At 67.4% G+C, this 21207-nt stretch carries 11 protein-coding genes; 5 read left to right on the top strand and 6 right to left on the bottom strand.

The features are described 5' to 3' along the window. Positions 1-971 precede the first annotated feature (971 nt). Entirely contained in the window at positions 972-9212 is an 8241-nt protein-coding gene (locus ACTWNK_RS01115) for a LamG-like jellyroll fold domain-containing protein (RefSeq protein ID WP_474301589.1), read from the top strand. Positions 9213-9880: 668 nt separating this feature from the next. Here ACTWNK_RS01115 and ACTWNK_RS01110 read toward each other — a convergent pair. The 3 genes from ACTWNK_RS01110 to ACTWNK_RS01100 form a co-directional block, all read right to left on the bottom strand. Then, positions 9881-11299, bottom strand: a complete 1419-nt coding sequence (locus ACTWNK_RS01110; protein ID WP_474301588.1) for an ISKra4 family transposase — start codon at positions 11297-11299, stop codon at positions 9881-9883. Beyond that, the gene (locus ACTWNK_RS01105) at positions 11296-11970 is read right to left on the bottom strand and encodes a plasmid pRiA4b ORF-3 family protein (RefSeq protein ID WP_474301587.1); all 675 of its coding nucleotides are present in this window, start codon (positions 11968-11970) and stop codon (positions 11296-11298) included. Before ACTWNK_RS01105 ends, ACTWNK_RS01110 begins: the two co-directional genes overlap by 4 nt. A 144-nt stretch (positions 11971-12114) precedes the next feature. Further along, the gene (locus ACTWNK_RS01100; protein ID WP_474301586.1) at positions 12115-12717 is read right to left on the bottom strand and encodes a recombinase family protein; all 603 of its coding nucleotides are present in this window, start codon (positions 12715-12717) and stop codon (positions 12115-12117) included. A gap of 137 nt (positions 12718-12854) precedes the next feature. Between ACTWNK_RS01100 and ACTWNK_RS01095 the strand changes: the two genes are divergently transcribed. Together ACTWNK_RS01095 and ACTWNK_RS01090 are read left to right on the top strand one after the other, a co-directional pair. Continuing rightward, the gene (locus ACTWNK_RS01095) at positions 12855-13883 is read left to right on the top strand and encodes a recombinase family protein (protein ID WP_474301585.1); all 1029 of its coding nucleotides are present in this window, start codon (positions 12855-12857) and stop codon (positions 13881-13883) included. Between the two features lie 194 nt (positions 13884-14077). After that, positions 14078-15145, top strand: coding sequence for a hypothetical protein (locus tag ACTWNK_RS01090; RefSeq protein WP_474301584.1), 1068 nt, complete (start codon positions 14078-14080; stop codon positions 15143-15145). A 72-nt stretch (positions 15146-15217) separates the two neighbouring features. Here the strand turns inward: ACTWNK_RS01090 and ACTWNK_RS01085 are convergent, their stop codons facing one another. Continuing rightward, entirely contained in the window at positions 15218-18610 is a 3393-nt protein-coding gene (locus ACTWNK_RS01085) for a protein kinase domain-containing protein (protein ID WP_474301583.1), read from the bottom strand. A 124-nt stretch (positions 18611-18734) separates the two neighbouring features. Here ACTWNK_RS01085 and ACTWNK_RS01080 point away from each other — a divergent pair, with 124 nt between their 5' ends. Next, positions 18735-19340 (top strand): Rossmann-fold NAD(P)-binding domain-containing protein, encoded by a 606-nt coding sequence (locus tag ACTWNK_RS01080; protein WP_474301582.1) that lies wholly within the window; start codon positions 18735-18737, stop codon positions 19338-19340. A 177-nt stretch (positions 19341-19517) separates the two neighbouring features. Here ACTWNK_RS01080 and ACTWNK_RS01075 read toward each other — a convergent pair whose 3' ends face one another. Both ACTWNK_RS01075 and ACTWNK_RS01070 read right to left on the bottom strand, forming a co-directional pair. Beyond that, positions 19518-20171 carry a recombinase family protein gene (locus tag ACTWNK_RS01075; RefSeq protein ID WP_474301581.1) on the bottom strand — a complete coding sequence of 218 codons (654 nt, stop codon included), beginning with the start codon at positions 20169-20171 and terminating at the stop codon, positions 19518-19520. 138 nt (positions 20172-20309) lie between these two features. After that, a complete protein-coding gene (locus tag ACTWNK_RS01070; RefSeq protein ID WP_474301580.1) occupies positions 20310-20858 on the bottom strand; it encodes a Tn3 family transposase in 549 nt (182 codons plus the stop codon). A 35-nt stretch (positions 20859-20893) separates the two neighbouring features. Between ACTWNK_RS01070 and ACTWNK_RS01065 the strand changes: the two genes are divergently transcribed. Further along, positions 20894-21103, top strand: a complete 210-nt coding sequence (locus ACTWNK_RS01065; protein ID WP_474301579.1) for a recombinase family protein — start codon at positions 20894-20896, stop codon at positions 21101-21103. Positions 21104-21207 lie beyond the last annotated feature (104 nt).

The following is a 21207-nucleotide window of genomic DNA, read 5'->3' as shown; positions in this document are numbered from 1 at the left end:
CGGCCCCCTCCCCCGGCAGCCTTCACAGAGCGAACCCGGAGTGCACTCCGAAGCAAGCGTTCGGCGGCCGCCGGTGGCGACCACCAGAGGCAGGAGGAGCGGTAGCAGTCCGGCCGACCGCTGGCAGAGGTGAGCGACCCGTTCGCATGGGAGGTGCATCGCTCCAGCGACGATGCGGACTCTACAGCCTCTGTGCTGCGGGGTGGCTGACAACTCACGGCGCGGTTGACCAGCCATCGCCGGCGTGAAGGGGGCAGGGGCCGTGGTGGAGCCGGGGACACACTTCCTTGCCTGACAGTGACGGACTGCTATAGCCGAGGCGTGAATCGGTATTGGCCACAGCGCGTGAGCTCGCCTGATGATGTAGGCCCACCCTGTTGATTCGATGTTGGGCCGGAGCAGGTTCTTGCCGCTGTCGAAGACCTTCCGTCGATCCTGCGGGAGCGGGCGCAGGAGGGTGAGGGGGTAGAGGGTTCCCGCGCTTCCACCCAGGTGCTGAGCGAGAGCGGCTTCTTCCGGGTGCTGCAGTCGTGATGCTTCGGCGGTTACGAGTGCGACCCGGCGATCTACACCGCGCTGCGCCTGCTCTCCGCCTATGTCCCTGATAGGCAGCCCAAGACGCCATACCTGCTGCAAGCCTCTGCCGGGCTCGTACCAGTCGCACCCGGATGTTCTGTTTGCTGGTTTTCCATCTTCTGTGGGCTATGTGCGCCTGATCAAACTTATGTGGAACTTATACAGAGAGTGTTCTCTTTGTGACTGAAGTTGCTCTTGATGTTGTATGCCCTTGATCGCTACGTTTCGCCTGGTTCTTTGGAACGTTCTTCCGTTGGCACCCCTGGCGGCGCTGACGGGGAGAGCGTGTTTCGGCGTCCCCGGATGCCGCTGGTCGGTTCGGAGTGTGACGGCGTATGCGCCGCTTTGTGTCACGGCTGGGTTCTACTCACCGCAGATCGTTGCTGGTGCTGGGGGTGACGACTGCCACCTTGCCGACCCTGCTGCAGTTGAGCGCCTTACCGGTGCAGGCGGCCGAGAGCACGGCCTTCGCCTCGATCAACACCGTTGCCGTTGTGGGTGATGCCGCCTCGCCGCGTCAGGCGGCCGGTACGGCCGGCGGGGTTGCTCCGCTGGTGGAGACCAGCGCCACGGCCACTGTGGTGGCGGTGGAAGAAGCGCCCCAGGCGGCGCAGGTGCCCGAGGGGGCACTGCCCTCGGAAGCGCGCCTGCTGGTGCAGCCGCAGGCTGCCTCCTCGATGATGGCGGCGATGGCGGCCGGTTACTGTTCGAGCTATTCGACGTACAGCTCTTCCAGCACGTATTCGGCCGGGTCGACGGTTTTATATGGCGGGAGCACGGTCTATCAGGCGAATGTCAGCGTGCCGCAGTACGCGGAGCCGGGCAGCCAGTACACCAAGACCGACTCCAGCGGTGATGTGACGTGGCACTCCTACTGGTCGAACCAGGGGGCCTGTGACAGTGGTCCGCCGCCGCAGCCGGAGCCGCCCGCTCCTACGGTCGACGACATGTTCCCCTCCGATGAGATGCTGGTCGACTCGCTGACGCCGCTGCTTGTCTCGCACGCCTACAGCAACGCGGGCACCTACGCGATCAAGTACACGTTCAAGGTGTGTGACGTGGCCGCGATGACCGGCACCGGCTGTACGGCCTCCGGGGTGCTGGCCAACGACGTCAACACCTGGCGGGTGCCCGCGGCCAAGCTGGTGTGGGGCAAGCAGTACTGGTGGCAGGTGACCGCGACCGACGTCTCCAGCAACAAGGTGACCACGACACCGGTGTTGTCGTTCACCACCGGGGTGCGGCAGCCGCCGATCACCTCGCAACTGGCCACCGCAGGCGTGGCCGGGCAGGAGTTCCACCAGCTGGCGGGCAACTACACCACCACGTTCACCGACGCGAGCGTGGCGACGGCGGGGCCGCCGCTGGCGATCGTGCGCTCCTACAACAGCATGGACCCGCGCCGCGATGGCATGTTCGGCGCCGGGTGGTCGACGCGGTATGACATGAAGATCGTGCCGGAGTCGGTGGCAGCTGTCCCGACTTTGCTGGTGACGTACCCGGACGGGCGTCAGGTGCGCTTCTCCGCCAAGGGAGACGGGACGTTCCAGCCGCCGCCCGGTATGCACGCCACGCTGGCGGAGGTCTCCGGTGGCGGGTGGCGGTTGATGGACACCGCTTCCACCGTGTACCTGTTCAACGCGGCAGGGCGGCTGACGAAGGTCACCGACCAGCTGGGGCGTGATCAGGACTTCGCCTACGACGAGGGCGGCAAGCTCGCCACCATCACCGGTGAGGGCGGGCGGGTGCTGAACTTCACCTGGTCGGGCGCTCATGTGGCCACCGTGTCCACCGCGCCGGTGGGTGGGAGTGCGCTGACGTGGACCTACACCTACACCGGGGATCAGCTCACCCAGGTGTGCGTGCCCAACGCCGCCCCGAACTGCACGGCGCTGGAGTACACCAACGGCTCCCTGTATCGCAGCGCTGTTCTGGATTCGGACCCGCTGGGCTACTGGCGCCTCGGTGAAGCCACCGGCACCTCGGCGGCCGATCTTGGCTGGGCGGCGGGTCCTGCGACCTACTCGGGTGTGACGCTGGCGCAGCCGGGCGCCCTCGGGGGCACCGCCGACACCGCTGCCGTCTTCGGCGGGACCAAGAAGCTGACCCTGCCGGCGCATGTGCTGGCCAGGCTGGAGAGCGCGGCCTCGTTCGAGACGTGGTTCAAGACCACCACCTCCGGCGCGCTGCTGGCGGCCGGATCCACCCAGGACAACAACGCAGCCCTCGTCTACGTCGGCACCGACGGCAAGCTGCGCGGTCAGCTGCGCCTGCTGGCCGGTGGGGGCACGGCCGGGATCGCGCCGATCACCACGACGGGCACGGTCAACGACGGCCAGTGGCACCATGTGGCGATCACCCTGTCGGGTGACAGGCAGCGCATGTACCTGGACGGCGCCGAGGTCGGCGTGCTGGACGGTGCGACGGTGGCCGCGTGGCCGTCCAACGCCACCGCCGGGCGCGGCCAGGTCAAGGGCGGCCAGTGGCCGGCCACACCCGGCGCGGTGAACGTGAGCACGGCCTTCCCCTTCGACGGCGCCCTGGACGAGGTGGCGATCTACGCCAAGCCGCTGACCGCCGCCGCCGTCGCGCTGCACCACGGGTTGCAGGCCGCGGTGCCGTACAAGCTGTCGAAGATCACCCTGCCGTCCGGGCGGGTGTGGGCCGTCAACACCTACGATGCGGCCACCGACCGGCTCAAGACGCACACCAGCCCGCACGGCGGCCTGTGGCAGATCGGCGCCCTGGACTACAGCGCCTCCACCGGCGTGTCCACCGTCAAGATCACCGACCCGAACAACAACCAGGTCACCCACACCTACGACGCCTGGCGCGGCTACCGCCCGCTGTCACAGACCGACCAGCTCGGCAAGAAGACCACCACCGAGTACGACACCGGCGGCTTCGTCTCCAAGGTCACCGACCCCAACAACAACACCGTCCAGTACACCAACGACGCCCGCGGCAACGTCCTGTCCAGAACGACGTGCCGGGCGGCCGGCAACTGCCAAACCTCTTATATCGGGTACTACGTCAATGCCGCCGACCCCTTCGACGCGCGCAACGACCGCCCCACGGTCTTCCGCGACGCCCGCTCGGCAGGCACCACCGACAACACCTACGCCACCACACTGGAATACAACACCTACGGCCAGCAGACGAAACTGACCACGCCAGCCACACCGGACTTCCCCAACGGTCGTTCGACCACAGTGACCTACACAGACGGCACCGAAGCCGCCGTTGGCCCGGGCACCGTCCTCGCAGGCTTGCCCAAGGTAGCGATTGATCTGGGTGGCAACACTCGAAGCCTGCGCTACACGGCGGCTGGTGACCTCGCCGAGCAGACCGACGCAAAGGGGCTGGTGACCAAGACTGGCTACGACGTGCTCGGTCGGCCCATCTCACAGACGGTGGTCTCGACCGCACAGCCGGCCGGAGTCACCACCGAGTTCACCTTCAATGGCTTGAACCAGACGGTGACGGTGACAGCGCCGGGTGTGCGCAATGAGACGACCAATGTGGTGCACACCGCCAAGACCAGCTACACCTACACCGCGGACGGTGCACGACTGAGCGAGACGGTCATGGACCTGACTGGTGGCGACCCTGCCCGCACTACCTCCTACACCTACGACACCCTCGGCCGCCCCGCCACGGTCACCAACCCCGAAGGGGGTGTGGTTGGCCAGACCTGGGACGCCATGGGTCGCACAGTCACCACGACTGATGCTCGAGGTACCGTCCTGGCGCTTGGATACAGCAAGCGTGGCGAGCTGACCTCGACCACGCTCAAGAACTGGACCAGCAGCCCGCTGAACCCGCAACCCCCTTCCGATGTGGTGCTGGAGTCGCGTACCTACGATCCGGCAGGTCGCTTGGCTAGCACGGTGGACGCGATGGGCCGTAAGAAGGCGTTCACCTACTTCAACGACAACCGCCTGTCGCAGGCTGTCGCCGACGACGCCAAGCTGAACGGCTCGATCACCGTACGCGACGTGGTGCTGGAGGCCAACACCTACGACAAGGCGGGCAACCTCACCAAGAAGGTCACCGGCGGCGGCATCGCCACCACCGACTACGTCTACGACGCTGCCGGTCGTCTGACCTCCCGAACATTCGACCCAGCTGGAGTGGCTCGCAAGAGCGCCTACGTCTACGACGCCGCCGGCTACGTCACCCGCATTACCAAGACCGGTGCGGGCACCGCTCGTACCGAGGTCAAAGAGATGACCTACAGCTCGAACGGCCAGCCGACCAGCGAGAAGATTGAGAACGGCGCCGACGACCTGGTCTCCACCATCACCTACGACGACCGCGGCCTGCCCACCAAGATCACCGACCCGCGCGGCAACGCCCCCGGGGCCACTCCCGCCGACTACAGCACCAACCTGCGCTACGACCTACTCGGCCGCCTCATCGAGACCAAGGCGCCCCCGGTTGCCATCGACAAGAACGGATCTTCCACCACCGGCCGCCCCACCAGCACGATCGGCTACGACACCTTCGGCGCCAAGACCCACGTCACCGACGCCGAGAACCGCACCACGATCTCCACCTACGACAAAGCGGGCCGCCTGACCAGCACCGCCCTGCCCGCCTACACCCCGCCCGGCGCCAGCAGCGCCGTCACCCCCACCACCACCCACACCTACGACGCTGCAGGCCAGCTCACCTCCACCACCGACCCGCGCGGCGGCCAGAGCACCATCGAATACGACAAACTCGGCCGCCCGGTCCGCCTCACCGACCCCAGTACGGGCACCGCCCCCACCGGCCCGACCCCGGTAGCCGCCTACGGCATGAACGAAGGCACCGGCACCGCCGTCGCCGACTCCTCCGGCGAAGGCAACCACGCCACCGGCGAGAACATCACCTGGAGCACCGGAAAGTACGGCCAGGCCGTCACCTTCAACGGCACCTCCAGCCTGCTCACCATCGCCGACGACCCCTCCCTGCGCCTGACCGGCGGGATGACCCTGGAAGCCTGGGTCAAGCCGACCACCACCACCGGCTGGCGCACCGTGCTGATGAAGGAACGCACCGCAGGCCTGTCCTACTCCTTGCACAGCAGCAACACCTACCCGGGCCCCGAAGGCAACATCAACCTCGGCACCCTGGACAAACCCGTCCGCACCAACACCCCCCTGTCCACCACCACCTGGTCCCACCTCGCCCTGACCTACGACGGCACCACCATGCGCCTGTACGTCAACGGCACCGAAGCCGCCACCCAGGCCGAAACCGGCGACATCAACAACGCCACCCCCGGCGCCCTGCGCATCGGCGGCAACCGCAACTGGAATGAGTGGTTCTCCGGCCTCATCGACGAAGTCCGCGTCTACGACCAAGCCCTCACTCCGGCGCAGATCCAGAGCGACATGACCACCCCGGTAACCGCTCCCGGAACTCCGCCAGCTACGCCACCTGGAGGACGCGCCAGCATCGAGTACGACCTGCTAGGCGAGACCCTCGCCACCATCGACCAAGTCGGTGTCCGCACCGAGACCACCTACGACGACCTCGGCCGCCAGATCACCGCCACCCACGTCGAACGCCATCCAACCACCACATCGTTCACCACCAAGCTCGAGTACAACGACGCGAGCGTACCAACCAAGAAGATCGCTCCCGGAAACAAGACCACGACTCTTGTTGTGAATGCCGCCGGAGAGACGACTGCGCAAACAGACCCCCTGAACCACACCACCACCATGGCCTACGACCTCCTGGGCCGCCTGACTAAGACCACCGACGCGCTGGGCAACACAACTGCGGCCGAGTACGACCTGGCCGGACGCCAGACGGCCGCCAAAAACCTGGATTCCCTCGGCACCCTGGTACGCACCTACGGCTTCGGACACGACGCCGCCGGAAACAAGACCAGCACCACCTCTCCTGAAGGTCAGGTCACCCAACAGACATTCGATGGGCTCAACAGGCAGACATCGTTGATCGAGCCCGTCACCGCGACCTCCTCCATCACCACCATGTTCGGATACGACGCCGCCGGCGCCCGGACCCGCCTGACCGACGGTCGCGGCAACGCCACCTGGACTACCCACAACACCCTCGGCCTGGTCGAATCGCTCATCGAGCCACCAACAAGCACGCACCCGAACCTAGCCGACCGCACCTGGACCAACATCTACGACGCAGTCGGCAACCAGACCGCCACCCTCCAGCCCGGCGGCGTACGCATCGACCGCACCTTCGACGCACTCGGCAACCTCACCGCCGAAACCGGCACCGGCGCAGAGGCCACCACGACCGCTCGTGCCTTTAGCTTCGACCTGAGCGGACGACCCACCGCGATCGGCGACAAGTCAGTCGAGTACAACGACCGCAGCCTGATCACCAAAATTAGCACCGGCGCCATCCAGGAAACCGCCTACACCTACGACGCCCTCGGCAACCCCACCCAGCGGGTGGACGCCGCAGGCACGTTCAACTTCACCTGGGACAACGCCTCCCGCCTGGCCACCACCACCGACCCCCTCACCAGCCGCACCCTCACCTACGCCTATGACAACGCCGACCGGCTCACTTCTACGACCGCCACCGGATCCCAGCCCGGATCGCAGATCTACACCCACGATGCAGTCGACCGGCTGACCACCCACACCCTGAAGAACAGCTCCGGCACCCAACTTGCCAAGATCACCTACGGTTGGGACAACAACGACAACCTCACCAGCAAACTCACCGCCGGCACATCAGGAGCAGGCAACAACACCTACGCCTACGACCACGCAGGCCGCCTCACCTCCTGGACCGCCCCCGGCGAAACCGCAACCACCTACGAATGGGACGCCTCCGGCAATCGCACCAAAGCCGGCGCCAAAACCTTCACCTACGACGCCCGTAATCGCCTCACCAGCGGCGACGGCACCGACTACACCTATACCCCCCGCGGCACCACCGCCACCGAAACCAAATCCGGTGTCACCCGCACCATGGCCTTCAACGCCTTCGACCAACTCATGGACGACAGCGGAACCGCCTACGCCTACGACGCCCTTGGCCGGATGAAGGCGCGGACCGGCGGAGGAACCGAGCAGCGCTTCCGCTATCGCGGCCTCAGCAATGACATCGTCGCTGCTGCGAACACCGCCGGTGTTATCCAGTCCACCTATTCGCGTGGTATCTCTGGTGATTTGATCAGTCTGAAAGAAGGAGCCGGCGCGGCCGTCGGGGCAATGAGCGACCTGCACGGTGACGTGATTGCCACCTTTACCAGCACTGCACTTGCCACCTCTATCGCCTACGACCCCTTTGGCGCCATCACCGCTCAATCAGGCGCTCGTCAAGCTATGGGCTACCAGGGCGAGTACACCGACCCTGATACCGGAAAAGTCAACATGCACGCCCGCTGGTACCAGCCGGCCACGGGAGGGTTTGCCTCACGCGACAGCATGACACTCAGCCCGAATCCTTCGGTGCAGGGCAACCGCTACACCTACGCCAACGGGTCACCACTGACCGGCACTGACCCTAGTGGTCACTCCACAGCCGCAGTGCCAGGGGGCGCACTCCGAGAAGCTGGCTGGGCTAGTGCCGGGTGCGAGGGGTACGGAAGCATTTGCCACGAGTCCTACGTGCAGCAGTTGTGGTGGAATAACTTCATTACCGCTCCTGGATATGACTACTTTTATGGCCCCGGCCTGTCAGACGAAGAGATTGCCCGAATCGGCTACGGCTACATGTCCAACGGGCGCCAAATTCCCAAGAAAGCCAACTTCTGGGGAGCCGCCAAGGTAGTTCAAGATCTGTACATGTCAGAATGGCAGCCAGATCTTGACGATCAAGGCGAGCTTGACCTCTGGCTGACCGTAGGTGGCAGCTCTGCCCTCAACTCGGCACAAGTGTCGCTCGCGGACCTCAGAAGCGGACGTCACAGCGGCTCTCTCTCTGCGGCTGCGCCAACAATATGCGAAGAACCATCATCAGATGCATGCAAGAAGTTTCTCGCTAAGAACCATTATGACGGCACAAAATGGGTTCCCAACAGGCCCGTTCCGCCGCCGACAGTAGAAAATGCCAAGCTGCGTAACCTTCTGAACGGCATCTACGAAACGGACCCAGTCTCCAACGGTGTCGTCGGAGACGGCAAGGTTTCAGCAGCCCTGAGGTTTGAGTTTCAGTTCGGCATCATGCTCTCAGAAACGAGGCCTGGCTACCATCTTCAGAAGTTGATGGACTCGGCTACCGGCCTATCTAAACTGATTGCTAGCGGAGGACTCTCCAAGTCTGATGAATTCATCGCCCGCAAAGAGCTTGCAGAACTGTGGGCGGCCATCAATGTTAGAGATAAGGCCGGAGCGGTAACTGCATACGTGAAGGGAGACCCCGTCAGACTCAGAACCTACATCAACTCATATAAAACCCTAGTAACAAACTATAGCATTCGAGATATAACGAAAGAGAAGTTTGAAGTAAGGCCATACACTAGGCCAAAGCACATACCCTCAGGCGGGCCGGGACTGAAGGCGAGTGGATTCGCCAAGGCGATGGGCGGCGCCCTCGCAGCCCTTGACGTAGGAGGCTACTTCGTTGAGCTCTACATCTGCCTCGTCAAGAACCACTGCGGGCAGGGGCAACTCACTCCCGAAGAAGTGCACAATCTCACCATCTAGACTTGGTGCGGTACGATTCAGATTCAAGTCGGATTCGATTGCGTCTGTGAGGGTTGATGATCGATAGCAATTGGCCACACCTGCGCGAGATACTGTGGCGCAACCTACCTGAAGCACGCGCGGAGATACTGAACGCCGAGCAGGTAGCGGAAGACGCTGGAGTCGACGTCGGAGCACACGAGTACATTCTCTCCAGTTCGGTCGCGGCACTGCATCCGGCTCTAGAGTCGATGGACACAGCTAATCTGACCCGAGTACTACATGCATATGAAGACGTCATCATGCTCCATGACGACTATCTTGATGATGTCGTATACATGGTCATCGCGAAGCACTTGCTCATGGATCATCGCGATGCCCTTCCGTACATAGGGCCACTTCTCGCGGACCTCATCCAGTCAATACGCAACTCCTAGATCTAGGTTTCATACACTGGCGAGGTCAAGCGAGTGATCGTCACTGATGTTGCGGTCACTCGCTTGACCTCGAACCCTCGACTGTGGACACGTGGCTGAGAAGTCGGTTGCAGAGGAGTCCGGGGCATTCTCGATGCCCGCCACTCCTATGCATCAGATGTCGGTTCTGCCTGTACTTGTGTGCGCGACGGTGCACACACGCGCGGCTTCCGCTGTTCGGCGTACAGAGACCGGGAGAAACTGTGGGACGGGTCAGGCCGCGAGGCTGAGTGCTTGATCTGAGCCGGGGTACCAGCGGGTGAAGTCGGCTTCGAGGTCGTGGTTGAGGACGCGGGTGCGGATCTGCAGGAGGAGGTGGGCGCCGCGGGGTGTCCATCTCATCTGCTGTTTCTTGACCATGCGGCGGCTGATGACGTGGTTGACGGTGGCTTCGGCGGTGGCGCTGGAGATGGCCTCGCCGTTGCGGTGGCGTTCGCCGTAGTTGGGGATCTCGTGCTGGTTGCGGTTGATGTAGGTGCGGAACTCGGACAGCCGGGTGTGGAAGGTGCGCTGCTTGTCGTCGGGCTGGTTCGCGCACAGCAGTTCGTAGTCCTCGGCGAGGTCGGTGAGTAGGTCGAGGGCGCGGAAGGTGTTGCCGTGCCACAGGTAGTGCTTGATCCGTTCCAGGGTCCGGTCGGTCTCGGTGGGGTCGACGGTGAAGTCCTCGACGTCTGCGGCCGGTGGCCGAAGAGATCGGGTGCTTTGGCGCAGGACGGTGAGGCGCATGGTGATGTGGAACCAGTCGAGGTAGTGCTCGGTTTGGGGGTTGAGGTAGCGGGGCAGGTCGCGGATGTCCTCGCCGCCGTCGGTGAGGAACACGATCTGCTGGTTGTCGGTCATGCCCTGGGAGCGCAGAAGTTCGTACAGGCGGCGTTTGGGTTTGTGGTCGTAGGTCTGGACGAACGCGAAGGTCTTGGCGGGGCCGCCGCCGGTGGGGGTGGAGCGGCCGGTGACGGCTTCGAACCAGCCGTCGCGGCGGGAGGTCTGGTTGCTGGAGTGGATGTAGCCGCCGTCCAGGGCGACGACCAGCGGTAGGTCCGGGCGGGGCATGGTCTCCAGGTCGCGGGGGCAGGTGTCGATGAAGCTGAAGCGTTCCTCGCCGAGTTCGTTCTCCAGGCGGGTCGCGGTGCGCTCGACTTGCTGGCGGATGGTGGTGGCGTGCAGGGGTCGGCCGAGTGGGAAGGTCTCGGCGAGCAGGGTGGCGGCGGTGCCGTAGGAGGTGAGCGCGGCGTACTTGGCCTCCCACAACAGCAGCTCCGGAACGGTGCGCTCGGGCAGCGCCGCAGCGATCGGGCTGAACGTCGCGGCCTCCGATGGCGCGCACGGGCATGTCTTCAGGCGCGGGCTGTCCAGGCGGAGGGTGCCGAACAGGGTGCGCAGCACGATCTGCCGGGTGTCCTTGCGGGCGCGGGCCTGGCCGCAGTGAGCGCAGCGCTGTTCGGCGTCGACGGCGGCCTGGACCTGGGCGGTGAGGAGGTGGCGCTGGACGCCGGACAGCACCTCATGCGCTTCGGTGAGTGCCAGCCCGGCGGTCGCGAGGCTGAGGTCGTCGCGGGCGAGCGCGGTGACGTGCTCCACGATGGGCGGGGTGCCGTCCTGGGCGTCGATGACGAGCTGAACGGTGATCTTCACGCGGGTTCGTCCTCCAGGACGCGGGGCGGGTCGAGGGCGTGCAGGGCGGTGTTGAGCTCGGTCTTGTCGAAGTCGTCCAGGCGGGCGATCCCCGTGAGGAAGGTGAGCTCATCGCGGTGTTCGGCGAGGAACTCCGCCGCTCGCGCTCGGTCTTCGACGCGGTCGAGGAAGTCGGTCATGAGCTCGGCGAGGCGGCCCGCCATGATGACCAGGGGCCAGCGCTGCCGTAGCTCAAGGAATTCCCGCACGCCGCGGCAGGACTCCGGCGGGGCCTGGCGGGCACCGCCGGTGCAGGCGGGATAGCGGCGGCCTGGCACGCGGGTGAGGGTCTTCTCCACCCGGATCTCCAGCCGCCAGCCGGCGAAGAAGTCGTAGTCGTAGGTGAACCGCTCACCGTTCCGGAGGTCGAACCGCGATAGGCGCACCTGGTGGCCATCGGTGGAGAACCCAGCCGCCCCCGGACGCCAGCACCCGTACTCCACGCCGTGGACGGTGAAGCGGTGCAGGCCCTCGTCGCTCCACCCGAACGAGCGCTGAACTATTTCATGCAGGTCGGCGATCGAGGTGGTCGCGGTCACGAGCAGGCGACGCCAGATCATCGGGCTGACCCCGGCGAGGACCACCCGGAGCTGGAACACGACGTCGGTCTCCAGCCCGCCCGAGTGATCCACACGCCGATTCTTCCGATCCCTGACGATGTACGCCCTGAATTCCGGTAACGCTTCGGGCCGTTCCGCACCGACTTTCCGGACGGAGGTTTATGGACGGCATCGTGCCTGGTCGCTACGGTGTCCAGAAAGGTAGACGTCTTGTGATCAGTCGGGGCCCGCAGACCGATGTTCCTTAAGCGCTTGATATGCGCTGGAACGACCGATCTTGAGGGTGCGTGCGGCTTCGGTCACGGTTTTGCCGTCGGCGACCAGGCCGCGCAGGGTGTCGAGTTCGGCGAGGCCGATGGCGCGGGGACGTCCGGTCTTCTGTTTGCCAGGCAGCATGCGGCCTTCGGCCTCACGCTGCCTGGCGGCTGCGATTCCTGCCGCCTGTCGTTCCGCGCGGAGTGCGAGCTCGTACTCCGCGGCCGCGGCCAGCACAGTGAACATAAACCGTCCCTGCGGCGTGTCCAGGTCGAAGGACTCTGTCAGCGAGATCACCTTGACTCCACGCTGCCGGAGTTCGTCGACGACGCCCAGGACATGGACGGCGGATCGCCCGAACCGATCGGACTTCCAGAACACCAGCGTGTCACCGCCCTGGAGTTCGTCCATGCACGCCTGCCACTCGGGGCGATCATTCCTCGCGCCCGAGGCGACCTCAGAGAACAACCGGTCGTACCCGTGACGCTCAAGAGCCAGGAGTTGGAGTTCGGGATTCTGATCTCGTGCTGAGACTCGACAGTATGCGATCGTACGCCCGGTCATGACGTCTCCGTTCCGCCCGAACTCGGAGGGCTACCGAAGTTACGGTAGCGACCGGCTCCGACATTGCCCGGTGCTCGAGTACGGTCGCTGAGGCGTAGTGGCGAGTAGACCTTTCCGGACGGCATGGAGGTACGGGAATGGCGAAGAGGCCGCCGAAAGGGCTGCTGACCGAGGACCTGTGGCGGCGGCTCGTCGAGGCCTACCTCGCCGGCCAGGAGGGATGCTTCGCCGTCCGCAGCGACGCGGCCCGCGACTTCACCCGCCTCAACATCAACCGGCGCACGACCGCTGAAGGGCCGCTGGTCGACCAGCGCGTCCCCGACGACAGGGAACTGCGCGGCTCCTACGCCTTCATCAACGACGCCGGCCGTGCGCACGTCGAAACCAACGCCGCTCGCTACGCCGAGCTCTACCCCAATGTGCCCCTGCCCGGGCGCCCCGCCGAGGGCATGGCCGGGCGGGTCTTCGCCTACGTGCGGGTCTCCTCCCGCGATCAGAACCCCCAGCTCCAGATCGACGCGATCGAGGCCTCCGGCTACGACCGCATCTTCGCCGAGAAGCTGTCGGGCAAGCACGGCGTCGATCGGCCACAGTGGCGCGAACTCCTGGCCGTCGCCGACGCGGGCGACACCGTGAAATTCTGGAAGTCCGACCGGTGGGGCCGCTCCGCCGCCCACGTCCTGACCACCGTCAACGACCTGCGCCACCGGGGTGTGAAGGTCGTCTCCCTCACCGAGAACTTCGACCTCGACACCAAAGAGGGCCGGTTCATGTTCGCCGTCCTGGCCGCAGCCGCCGAGTACGAGCTGGAACTGCGCGCTGAACGTCAGGCCGACGGGATCGCCGCGACCGCCCGCCGTGAAGCCGAAGGCCGCAGGCTACCCGGCAAGAAGAAGACCGGCCGGCCCCGCGCCATCGGCCCCGCCGAACTCGCCACCCTTCGCCGCCTCGTCAACGACGGCACGACGGTCACCGAAGCCGCCCGCACCCTCAAGATCGGCCGATCCACCGCCTACGAGGCGCTGGCCGCTGCCCAGAGAGACGACCAGGACGCACAGGCCAAACTGGGAATCGTCCTGACGGGCCTGCCCGCAGACAACCGCCCAACACCCTCAACCACCGCCTACGACGAACTGCTCAACCGGACACCAGGCACCCCGACCTGACCCGTTCCCACGGTTTCTCTCGGTCTCCGTCACCGGCTGACGCTCAGCCGTGTTCAGCGCCGCTCAGAATGATGATGTTTTTGGTGTTCGTTCACAAGAGGCTCTTACCAGCCTCGCGGGCCGACCTGCATCAGCCGGAAGGCGACTCAGCCGTCGGGGTTGCGCTCGCTCCGTAGGCCGCCACACTGAAGCCCATGATGCGATCTTGCGCGGTCCTGGCCGTGCAGGGCCTGGCGGCCTTGGCCGCGCTGGTCTCCTTTCTGCTGTGGCCGGGCTGGCCGACCGCGCTCCTGCTCGCCTCGGTCGTCTTGGCGGGCTGGTTGCTACCGGCGGTCGTGCAGCGCAGGCGTGTGAGGCAACTCGCTGCCACGGTCAACCTCCTGCGCACCCGGCTCCCGGCCGGCCGGGAGCAGTTCGTCCTCGCGCTGGCCCGGTACGCGACGGCGCTGTTTCTGACAGGCCGGCTGGAGCAGGCCGCGGCGGTGAGCCGGGAGCGCGTCGAGCAGCACCGCGCCTTGCTGGACACCGACAGGCGCACCCACCTCAAGGGGTACGGCCGGGCCCTCGACGAGCACTGCCGTCTGCTTGCCCTGGTGGGGCGGCCGCTGGAGGCGCTCGATCTGGCGGCCGAGGCGGTGCGGATCCGCCAGGAAGGCCTCGGCGAGTGGCGGGGCGGTCCCGACTTCCATCGGGACGTGGCCGTTGCTCTGGCGGCCCAGGTGAGGCTGCTCAGTGCCGCCGGCCAGCACGAGGAGGCCGCACAGATCGGTCAGGAGGCAATGGCGGTGTTGGAGGGGATCGGCGCGCGCGACGACTACAGTTACCTGCCTTTTCTCGCCGAGGTCCTGGACACGATCGCTGCCTGTGAGTGGGCGGCCGGTCGGCAGGAGGAGGCGCTCGCCGCGGTACAGGAGGCGATCGAGTGCTGCGAGACGCTGTTCAGGGTGTACGGGGGCGCGTACCTGAGCCTGTATGCGCGGGTCACCGGCGCCCGGGCGAGAATCCTGGCCTCGACGGACCCGGCTGAGGCGTTGTCGGCCAGTGCGGCTATGGTTGAGCTGACTCGATCAGCGGCACGCCAGGACGCGCTGGCGTATGCCCCGGCAAGGGTCGTCGCGCTCACCGCGCGCGCACTGGTGCTGGGCGCGGCAGGACAGAGGCGCCAGGGCCGCCGAACCGCCCGCCTAGCGTTGTCGGCCGCCCGCCGCACGGCTCCGGAACTTCTCGCTGAAACCCGGCAGCAGCTCACCGGGCTGCTGTGAGCGCTCCGCCGTCCTTCCTGTGCTCGTGAAGCATCCATGTCGTCACGAGCGTCCACGCCGGCCCGGTCGTGCTCAGCGCCCTGTGCTGCACGGCCGCAGCGGCATCCCGGGTGCGTATCGGTGCCACTCGTCCGTGGTGATCACCCTGCCGGCTCTGCGGCACACCTGCCGCAGCAGCTCATCTGGCCGCACCGGCACCCGCAACCCCCAACCGGTGACTAACTCGCCGGCGCCGAAGGCCATCTGCGAGCTCTCCCGCCCGGCCAGGCCGGTGCCCAAGCGGGTGCGGGTGCCGACCTCCCACAAGGTCACCCGCTGCCCGGCGACGGCCAGCGTGCGCCCGTCGCCGCTGAAGACGAGGCTGCTGACCCGGTCGCCGGACGGGTAGGGCAGGCCGACAGGTTGCCAGGTGCGGGTGCTGAAGTGCACGAGCTGCCCCGACTCGGTGGCCGCGACCAAGGTGCGGCCGTCGGGGCTGAAAGCGGCCGCGGCGAGCCTCTGCCCGCCCAGCGGTGCGGACTGGGAGGTTGCCAGGGTGACGCGTTTGGGCTGGGCACCGAGGGTGATCACGGTGTCGCCGTCGGGGCTGAACAGGGCTCCGAGACCATGCTGTGTGGGAATGGGCATGAGGAGTTCGCCGGTCAGGTCGTAGACCATCGTGGAACTCAGCCCCGCGGAGCCGCCGGACTGGACGGTTACGGCGATGCGCTGTCCGTCGCGGCTGAGCGCGACCTGGACGACGACGATGTCGAACCTTTCGGCCGCGGTGAACGAGGTGAGCTCGCGGCGGCCGGGCACGTCCCACACCGTGATCTGGCCCGTGCGGGTGACGGTGAGCAGCCGGTCGGCGCTCGCCCCGAACGCGAACCCGTCCTGGGCCCCGAGCCGTACCGGCAGGTGCCCCACGGAGACGGGCGGGTCGGAGGCGGTGCTGAGCAGTTCGACGGAGCCAGCCCGGCGCACGGCCATAAGGGCACCGTCCGGGCTCGGCGTCGCCTCGCTGCGCTGCTGCGGCAGGTGGCGGGACAGGTCGAGGTCGGTCACGGCGCCGCTAGCTCCGGCCACGCGTAGCACCGCCTCCCGGGTGAACCAGAGATCTTCCACCGGGTCGGCGGAGTCGTAGGTCATCACCGGCGTCACCTGGCCCCGTTTCCACAAGGCGATCCGGCCGCCGGTGTGGGCCACGGCGAAATAGCGCCCATCCGGCCTGAAGGCCGCTCGGGTGGCGCTGCCCGGGATCGTGGCGGCTTGGTACTCCTCCCGCTCTATCCGGCCCGTCGTCCGGTTCAGCAGGTGTACGCCGTGGCCGCCCGAGATCGCCAGGGTGGCGCCGTCGGGGCTGAAGGCCAGCCCGTCGAACCCGGTGCGGGGCAGGTCCGCTAGCTTCGCGCCGTTCTTGAGGTCGAAGATTCCGACGTCGGCCAGTGCCGCGTAGCGGTCTCCCGGTGCGACGGCCGCGTTCGATGCGACGCCGGGCACGACGATCCGCGTGCGCGAGGACACCGACCACAGCTGCAGCCAGTCCAGACCCTTGGCCATCAGCACCCCGCCCGACGGGCTGAACTCCAGCGGAGCGATCATCCCCGGCCACGACTTCATCCGCCCGAGGAAGTCGGAGATCCCGAGCGGGCCGAACACACCGCCGTGAGGCCGGCCGTCGCGCCACAACCGGATGCCGTCGGGGCCGGCCACGGCCAGCAGCCGGCCTCCGGAGGCGACCGCGATAGCGGTGACCGAGACGGGCATGCCGCCGATGTCAGCCCTCTGCTTGCCGGAGGCCAGATCCCACAACTCGGCGCGCAGGCCGTTGAGCACGGCGAGCGTGCCGCCGTCGGGGCTGATGGCGGTCTGACCCGGCGGCGGCACGAACCGGGCGAGTTCGAGCTGGGCATGCGCCGAGTAGAGTCCTGCCCGGGTTTCTGGCAGCGGAGCCAGCTGCCAGGCCGCAGCCGACAGCGCCATCCCGAGCGCCGGATCCACCGTCCGCAGCTCGGCTGCCTCGGCGACCAGGTGCCGGGCGGTCACCTCGGTGAGCTGGCGAGCGGCCGTCGCCCGCTGGGTGTCGGCCTCCCGCCGCTGGTAGTCAGCCACGCCGATGGCCGACACCGCCACGACGAGCAGGACGGCCAGCGCGGCGGTGAGCGCACGCCGCAGGCGTCGGCGCCTGACTTCGGCCCCCTGCGCGGCCGCCAGGAACTCCCGCTCGACGGCGGTGGGAGCCAACCTGCCGGTGCGGGTGGCGGCCCAGCGTAACGCCCGGTCCAGGTCGCTTCCGTGGAGCAGGTCGCCGGGCCGCCTGCCGTCCGCCTGCCACCGTCCAGCACCATCACCGACCACCCGATAGCCCGGAAGATCCTCCGCAGCCGCCCAGGAACGCAGCCGCGGCCAGACCCGCAACAACGCCGGGCTCATCGCCAGCCGGCCATCATCCAGCGTCACGATCCCGGCCTCGCCGAGCAGCGCCACCACCCCCCGCGCCCGCTCCCCGAGAGCCTGCAGCTCGGCCGCCTCCACCTCCCGCACCGCGTCTCCCGGCCGCAGCGCCCGCAACAGGACCTGCGCCAGCAGCGCCTGCCGTTCCACGTCGAGCCCGGCATACACCCGCTCGGCCAACTCCCCGAGCGGCGGCCGGCCACCCGCCAGCCTGTCAGGTGGCCTGACCCGCGCCGCCACCCGGCCGCCCTGCTCCAGCCCGCCGTCGCCGATCAGCTCCAGCAGCAGCCCAGCCGCGCTGGGCCGGCGCCCCGGATCCTTGTCCAACGCCCGCGCCACCAGGCCCCGCAGCGACTCTGGCAGGCCTGACAGGTCGGGCTCGGTACGCAGGTGCGCGTAGATGACCGCCTCGGTCGGTCCCTCGAACGGCGGCCTGCCTGTCGCGGCGAACACCATCACCGCACCCCAGGCGTACACGTCCACCTGCGGCCCGGCCTTATCGCCCCGAAACACCTCCGGCGCCATGTACGGCGGCGTCCCGGCCACCCCCATCGTGCTGGTCGCCGACTTGTCCAGCACCCGCGCGATCCCGAAGTCGATCACCCGCGGCCCGTCCGGCCCCAGCAACACGTTGTCCGGCTTGAGATCGCGGTGCACCACCCCCGCCGCGTGGATGGCCGCCATCGCCGTCGCGATCCCGGCCGCCAGCCGGTGCAGGTCGTCCCCGCCGTACGGCCCACCCTCGCCCACGGCCTGACGCAGGCTCGGCCCGTCCACGAACTCGCTGATCAGGTACGGCGTGGCCGCGTCGAGATCGTGAGCCAGCACGCGAGCGGTGCAGAACGAAGCCACCCGGCCCAGCGCCGCGACCTCCCGCTCCGGGCCGAACCCGCTGTCGGGCCGCAGCACCTTGACCGCGACCCTGTTGCCGTCCTCGTCATAGCCCTCGTAGACCACGGCCTGCCCGCCGGCGCCCAGCCTGGCCCCGAGCCAGTAGCCGCCGATCTGGTAGGGACGTCCAGGATCGTCCATGATCACACGCTAACGCCGCGCCCTTGCAAAGCACTGAACGCACGCAATGACCGGCCCTTCACGGCGCGACCCGCGTTCTGCCAGGTGCTGGCGCTGCCAGGCCACTCCGCATCAGGCCAGGGTGATGTCGCCGATCGCCGCCACGGTGGCCGCGGGCGTCGAGCTGCTCGCCTACACCAGCGCGTTCGGCGTCCGGTCGGCGACCGCGCCGGCGGGGTCGCAGGCGCATACCGCCACCGAGGACTACCTGACCGCTTCCGGCGTGCCGTTCACGATCCTGCGCAACGCCGCCTACCACGAGAACTATGTGATGGTCGCCCAGCAAGCCCTGGCCCACGGGGTCATCGTCGGCGCCTCCGGCCAGGCAGGCAACGCCTCCGCAGCCCGTGCCGACTACGCCGCGGCCGCGGCCGCCGTCCTGACCGGCGACGGCCACGAGGGCCGCACCTACGACCTCAACGGCGAGGTCGCCTGGACCAAGACCGACCTGGCCGCCCTCATCACCGACATCACCGGAACCCCCGTCACCTACCAGGACCTGCCCGCCGACGCCTACGGCCAGGCGCTGGCCGCCGCCGGACTGCCCGAATGGGGCATCCCCGTCCTCGTCGGCATCGACACCGACATCGCCTCCGGCGCGCAAGGCCAGCCCACCGGCGTCCTGCCCGACCTGATCGGCCGCCCCACCACCCCGCTGCGCGACACCCTCGCCGCCGCCCTCACCTCGTAACGACCCCTCCGCCCGCCGAACGCGTCCCCAGACAGCCGCCAGGCAGCGCGGTGTGATCGCGCTGCCTGGCAGCTCACCGGCGAGTGGAACAGCCAGAGCAGGAGGGCGGGCGAGAACTCCACGCCGAGGCGTTCATCGTCGAAGCAGGACCGGATGAACGCGCCGAGCCGGACGTCGTCAGGACCGCGCCCGCTCCGGCACGCCCGCCGCGGCCCGGCCGCCCGCCGTCCGGCCGCCGCTGGTCTTGGCGGCCTTGGGCTGGCGGGGCACGGTGGTGTCCTTGTCCAGGTGCCCGTACACCGTCGAGCGCGGGACGCCGAACAGGTCGGCGATCTGCTGGACGGTCTTGACTCGCGCGTCGTACAGCTCTTGGGCCAAGGCGGCCTGATCGGGAGTCAGTCGCGGCCGCCGTCCGCCGGTCCGGCCGCGGGCCCGCGCCGAAGCGAGGCCGTCGTGGGTGTTGGCGACGATGAGGTCGCGTTGCAGCTCGGCCAGGACGCTGAGCATCCCGAACATGGCGCGGCCCTCGGAGGTCGCGGTGTCGATGCCCTGCTCGATCACGTGCAGGCCGACCTTCAGCTCCCGCAGCTCCGCCCCGAGCGTCACCAGGTGCAGCACCGAGCGCGACAGCCGGTCCAGCCGGGTGACCTTCAACGTGTCGCCCTCGCGCAGCAACTGCAGCACCAGATCGAACTTCGGGCGCGACGCCTTCGCCCCGGACGCCTTGTCCAGATGGATGTTGTCCCGGGCCACCCCGGCGCGCAGCAGCGCGTCGATCTGATGATCGGGATTCTGATCGGTGGTCGAGATCCGCGCGTAGCCGAAGAGCATGTGTCGGAATCTACTCTGGCGACCGTTCACCGACATTGAAAACCGGCACGGGTAGCCGACACATCCGACCTGGGGCTCCGTGATCGGCTCGCGAAGTGTCGACAGACGGTCGTTTGCCGACACTTCGCGGCGCGGCGGTCAGGCGGCCAGACCGAGATCGAGGCGGCGCCCCATGTCGATGTCGATCGTCCCGTAGAGGTTCGCGTTCGACCAGAACAGCGGCGAGAGCCCGCGCTTGTCGGCGTCGGTCAGCTTCGCCTGCCAGCCGGGGTCCTTCAGGACGGACTGGACGAGCAGGGTGTTGATGAACACCAGCGCGGACTGCAGCAGGTGCAGGCTGAGCATGGACACCTCCTGGTGCTCCTTGTCACTGCCGGGGATGGTGCCGGCGCTGCCGTAGAACAGGTCGGTGTTGGCCGAGTTCCAGTTCTCCACGACCTGCAGACCCTCGTGGATCTCGCGGCGCAGCCCTTCGGAGGCGATGTACTCGGCGACGAAGATGCTCTTGACCGCGCGGCCGAGTTCCTCGATGGCCCTGTAGGTGGGGTCCTTGGGTCCGCTGCGGGTGAAGTGCCGCAGCACCTGCTCAGCTTCGGCCGTGCCCAGCTTGAGGGCGGTGGCGTACTTGACGATCTGGTCGTACTGCTGGGCGATGATCTCCCAGTTGATCGGCTTGTCGCTCACCATGCCGGTCAGGCAGGACGGGACGGTGTCGCCGACCCGTGACTGGCCGTATCCTCGCCTACGTCCGGGTGTCTTCCCGAGACCAGAACCCCCAGCTCCAGATCGACGCGATCGAGGCCTCCGGCTACGACCAGATGTTCGCCGAGAAGCGGTCGGGCAAGCACGGCGTCGACCGGCCCGAATGGCGCCGGCTCCTGGAAGTCGTCAGCCAGGGTGGTGATCAGGTGGGCGACCGCCAGCTCCTGTAGTTCCCGCCGTGTCCGTTCTTCCTTCTGTTGCGGCTGCAGGGCCAGGCCCTCGATCAGCAGCCGTAACGGGAAGATCGTTGTGCGCCGCTCCGGCGGGATGCCGG

It is taken from the genome of Nonomuraea sp. IBHARD001, assembly GCF_056106265.1.
The sequence above is the reverse complement of the archived record's forward strand: the minus strand, read 5'-3'. Positions and strand labels throughout refer to the sequence as shown.

What these genes read in the sequence shown, in the direction of transcription:
- ACTWNK_RS01100 (WP_474301586.1), bottom strand. Translation starts at nt 12,717, where the DNA reads ATGACCGGGCGTACGATCGCATACTGTCGAGTCTCAGCACGAGATCAG.
- ACTWNK_RS01095 (WP_474301585.1), top strand. Translation starts at nt 12,855, where the DNA reads ATGGCGAAGAGGCCGCCGAAAGGGCTGCTGACCGAGGACCTGTGGCGG.
- ACTWNK_RS01090 (WP_474301584.1), top strand. Translation starts at nt 14,078, where the DNA reads ATGATGCGATCTTGCGCGGTCCTGGCCGTGCAGGGCCTGGCGGCCTTG.
- ACTWNK_RS01085 (WP_474301583.1), bottom strand. Translation starts at nt 18,610, where the DNA reads ATGGACGATCCTGGACGTCCCTACCAGATCGGCGGCTACTGGCTCGGG.
- ACTWNK_RS01080 (WP_474301582.1), top strand. Translation starts at nt 18,735, where the DNA reads ATGTCGCCGATCGCCGCCACGGTGGCCGCGGGCGTCGAGCTGCTCGCC.
- ACTWNK_RS01075 (WP_474301581.1), bottom strand. Translation starts at nt 20,171, where the DNA reads ATGCTCTTCGGCTACGCGCGGATCTCGACCACCGATCAGAATCCCGAT.
- ACTWNK_RS01070 (WP_474301580.1), bottom strand. Translation starts at nt 20,858, where the DNA reads ATGGTGAGCGACAAGCCGATCAACTGGGAGATCATCGCCCAGCAGTAC.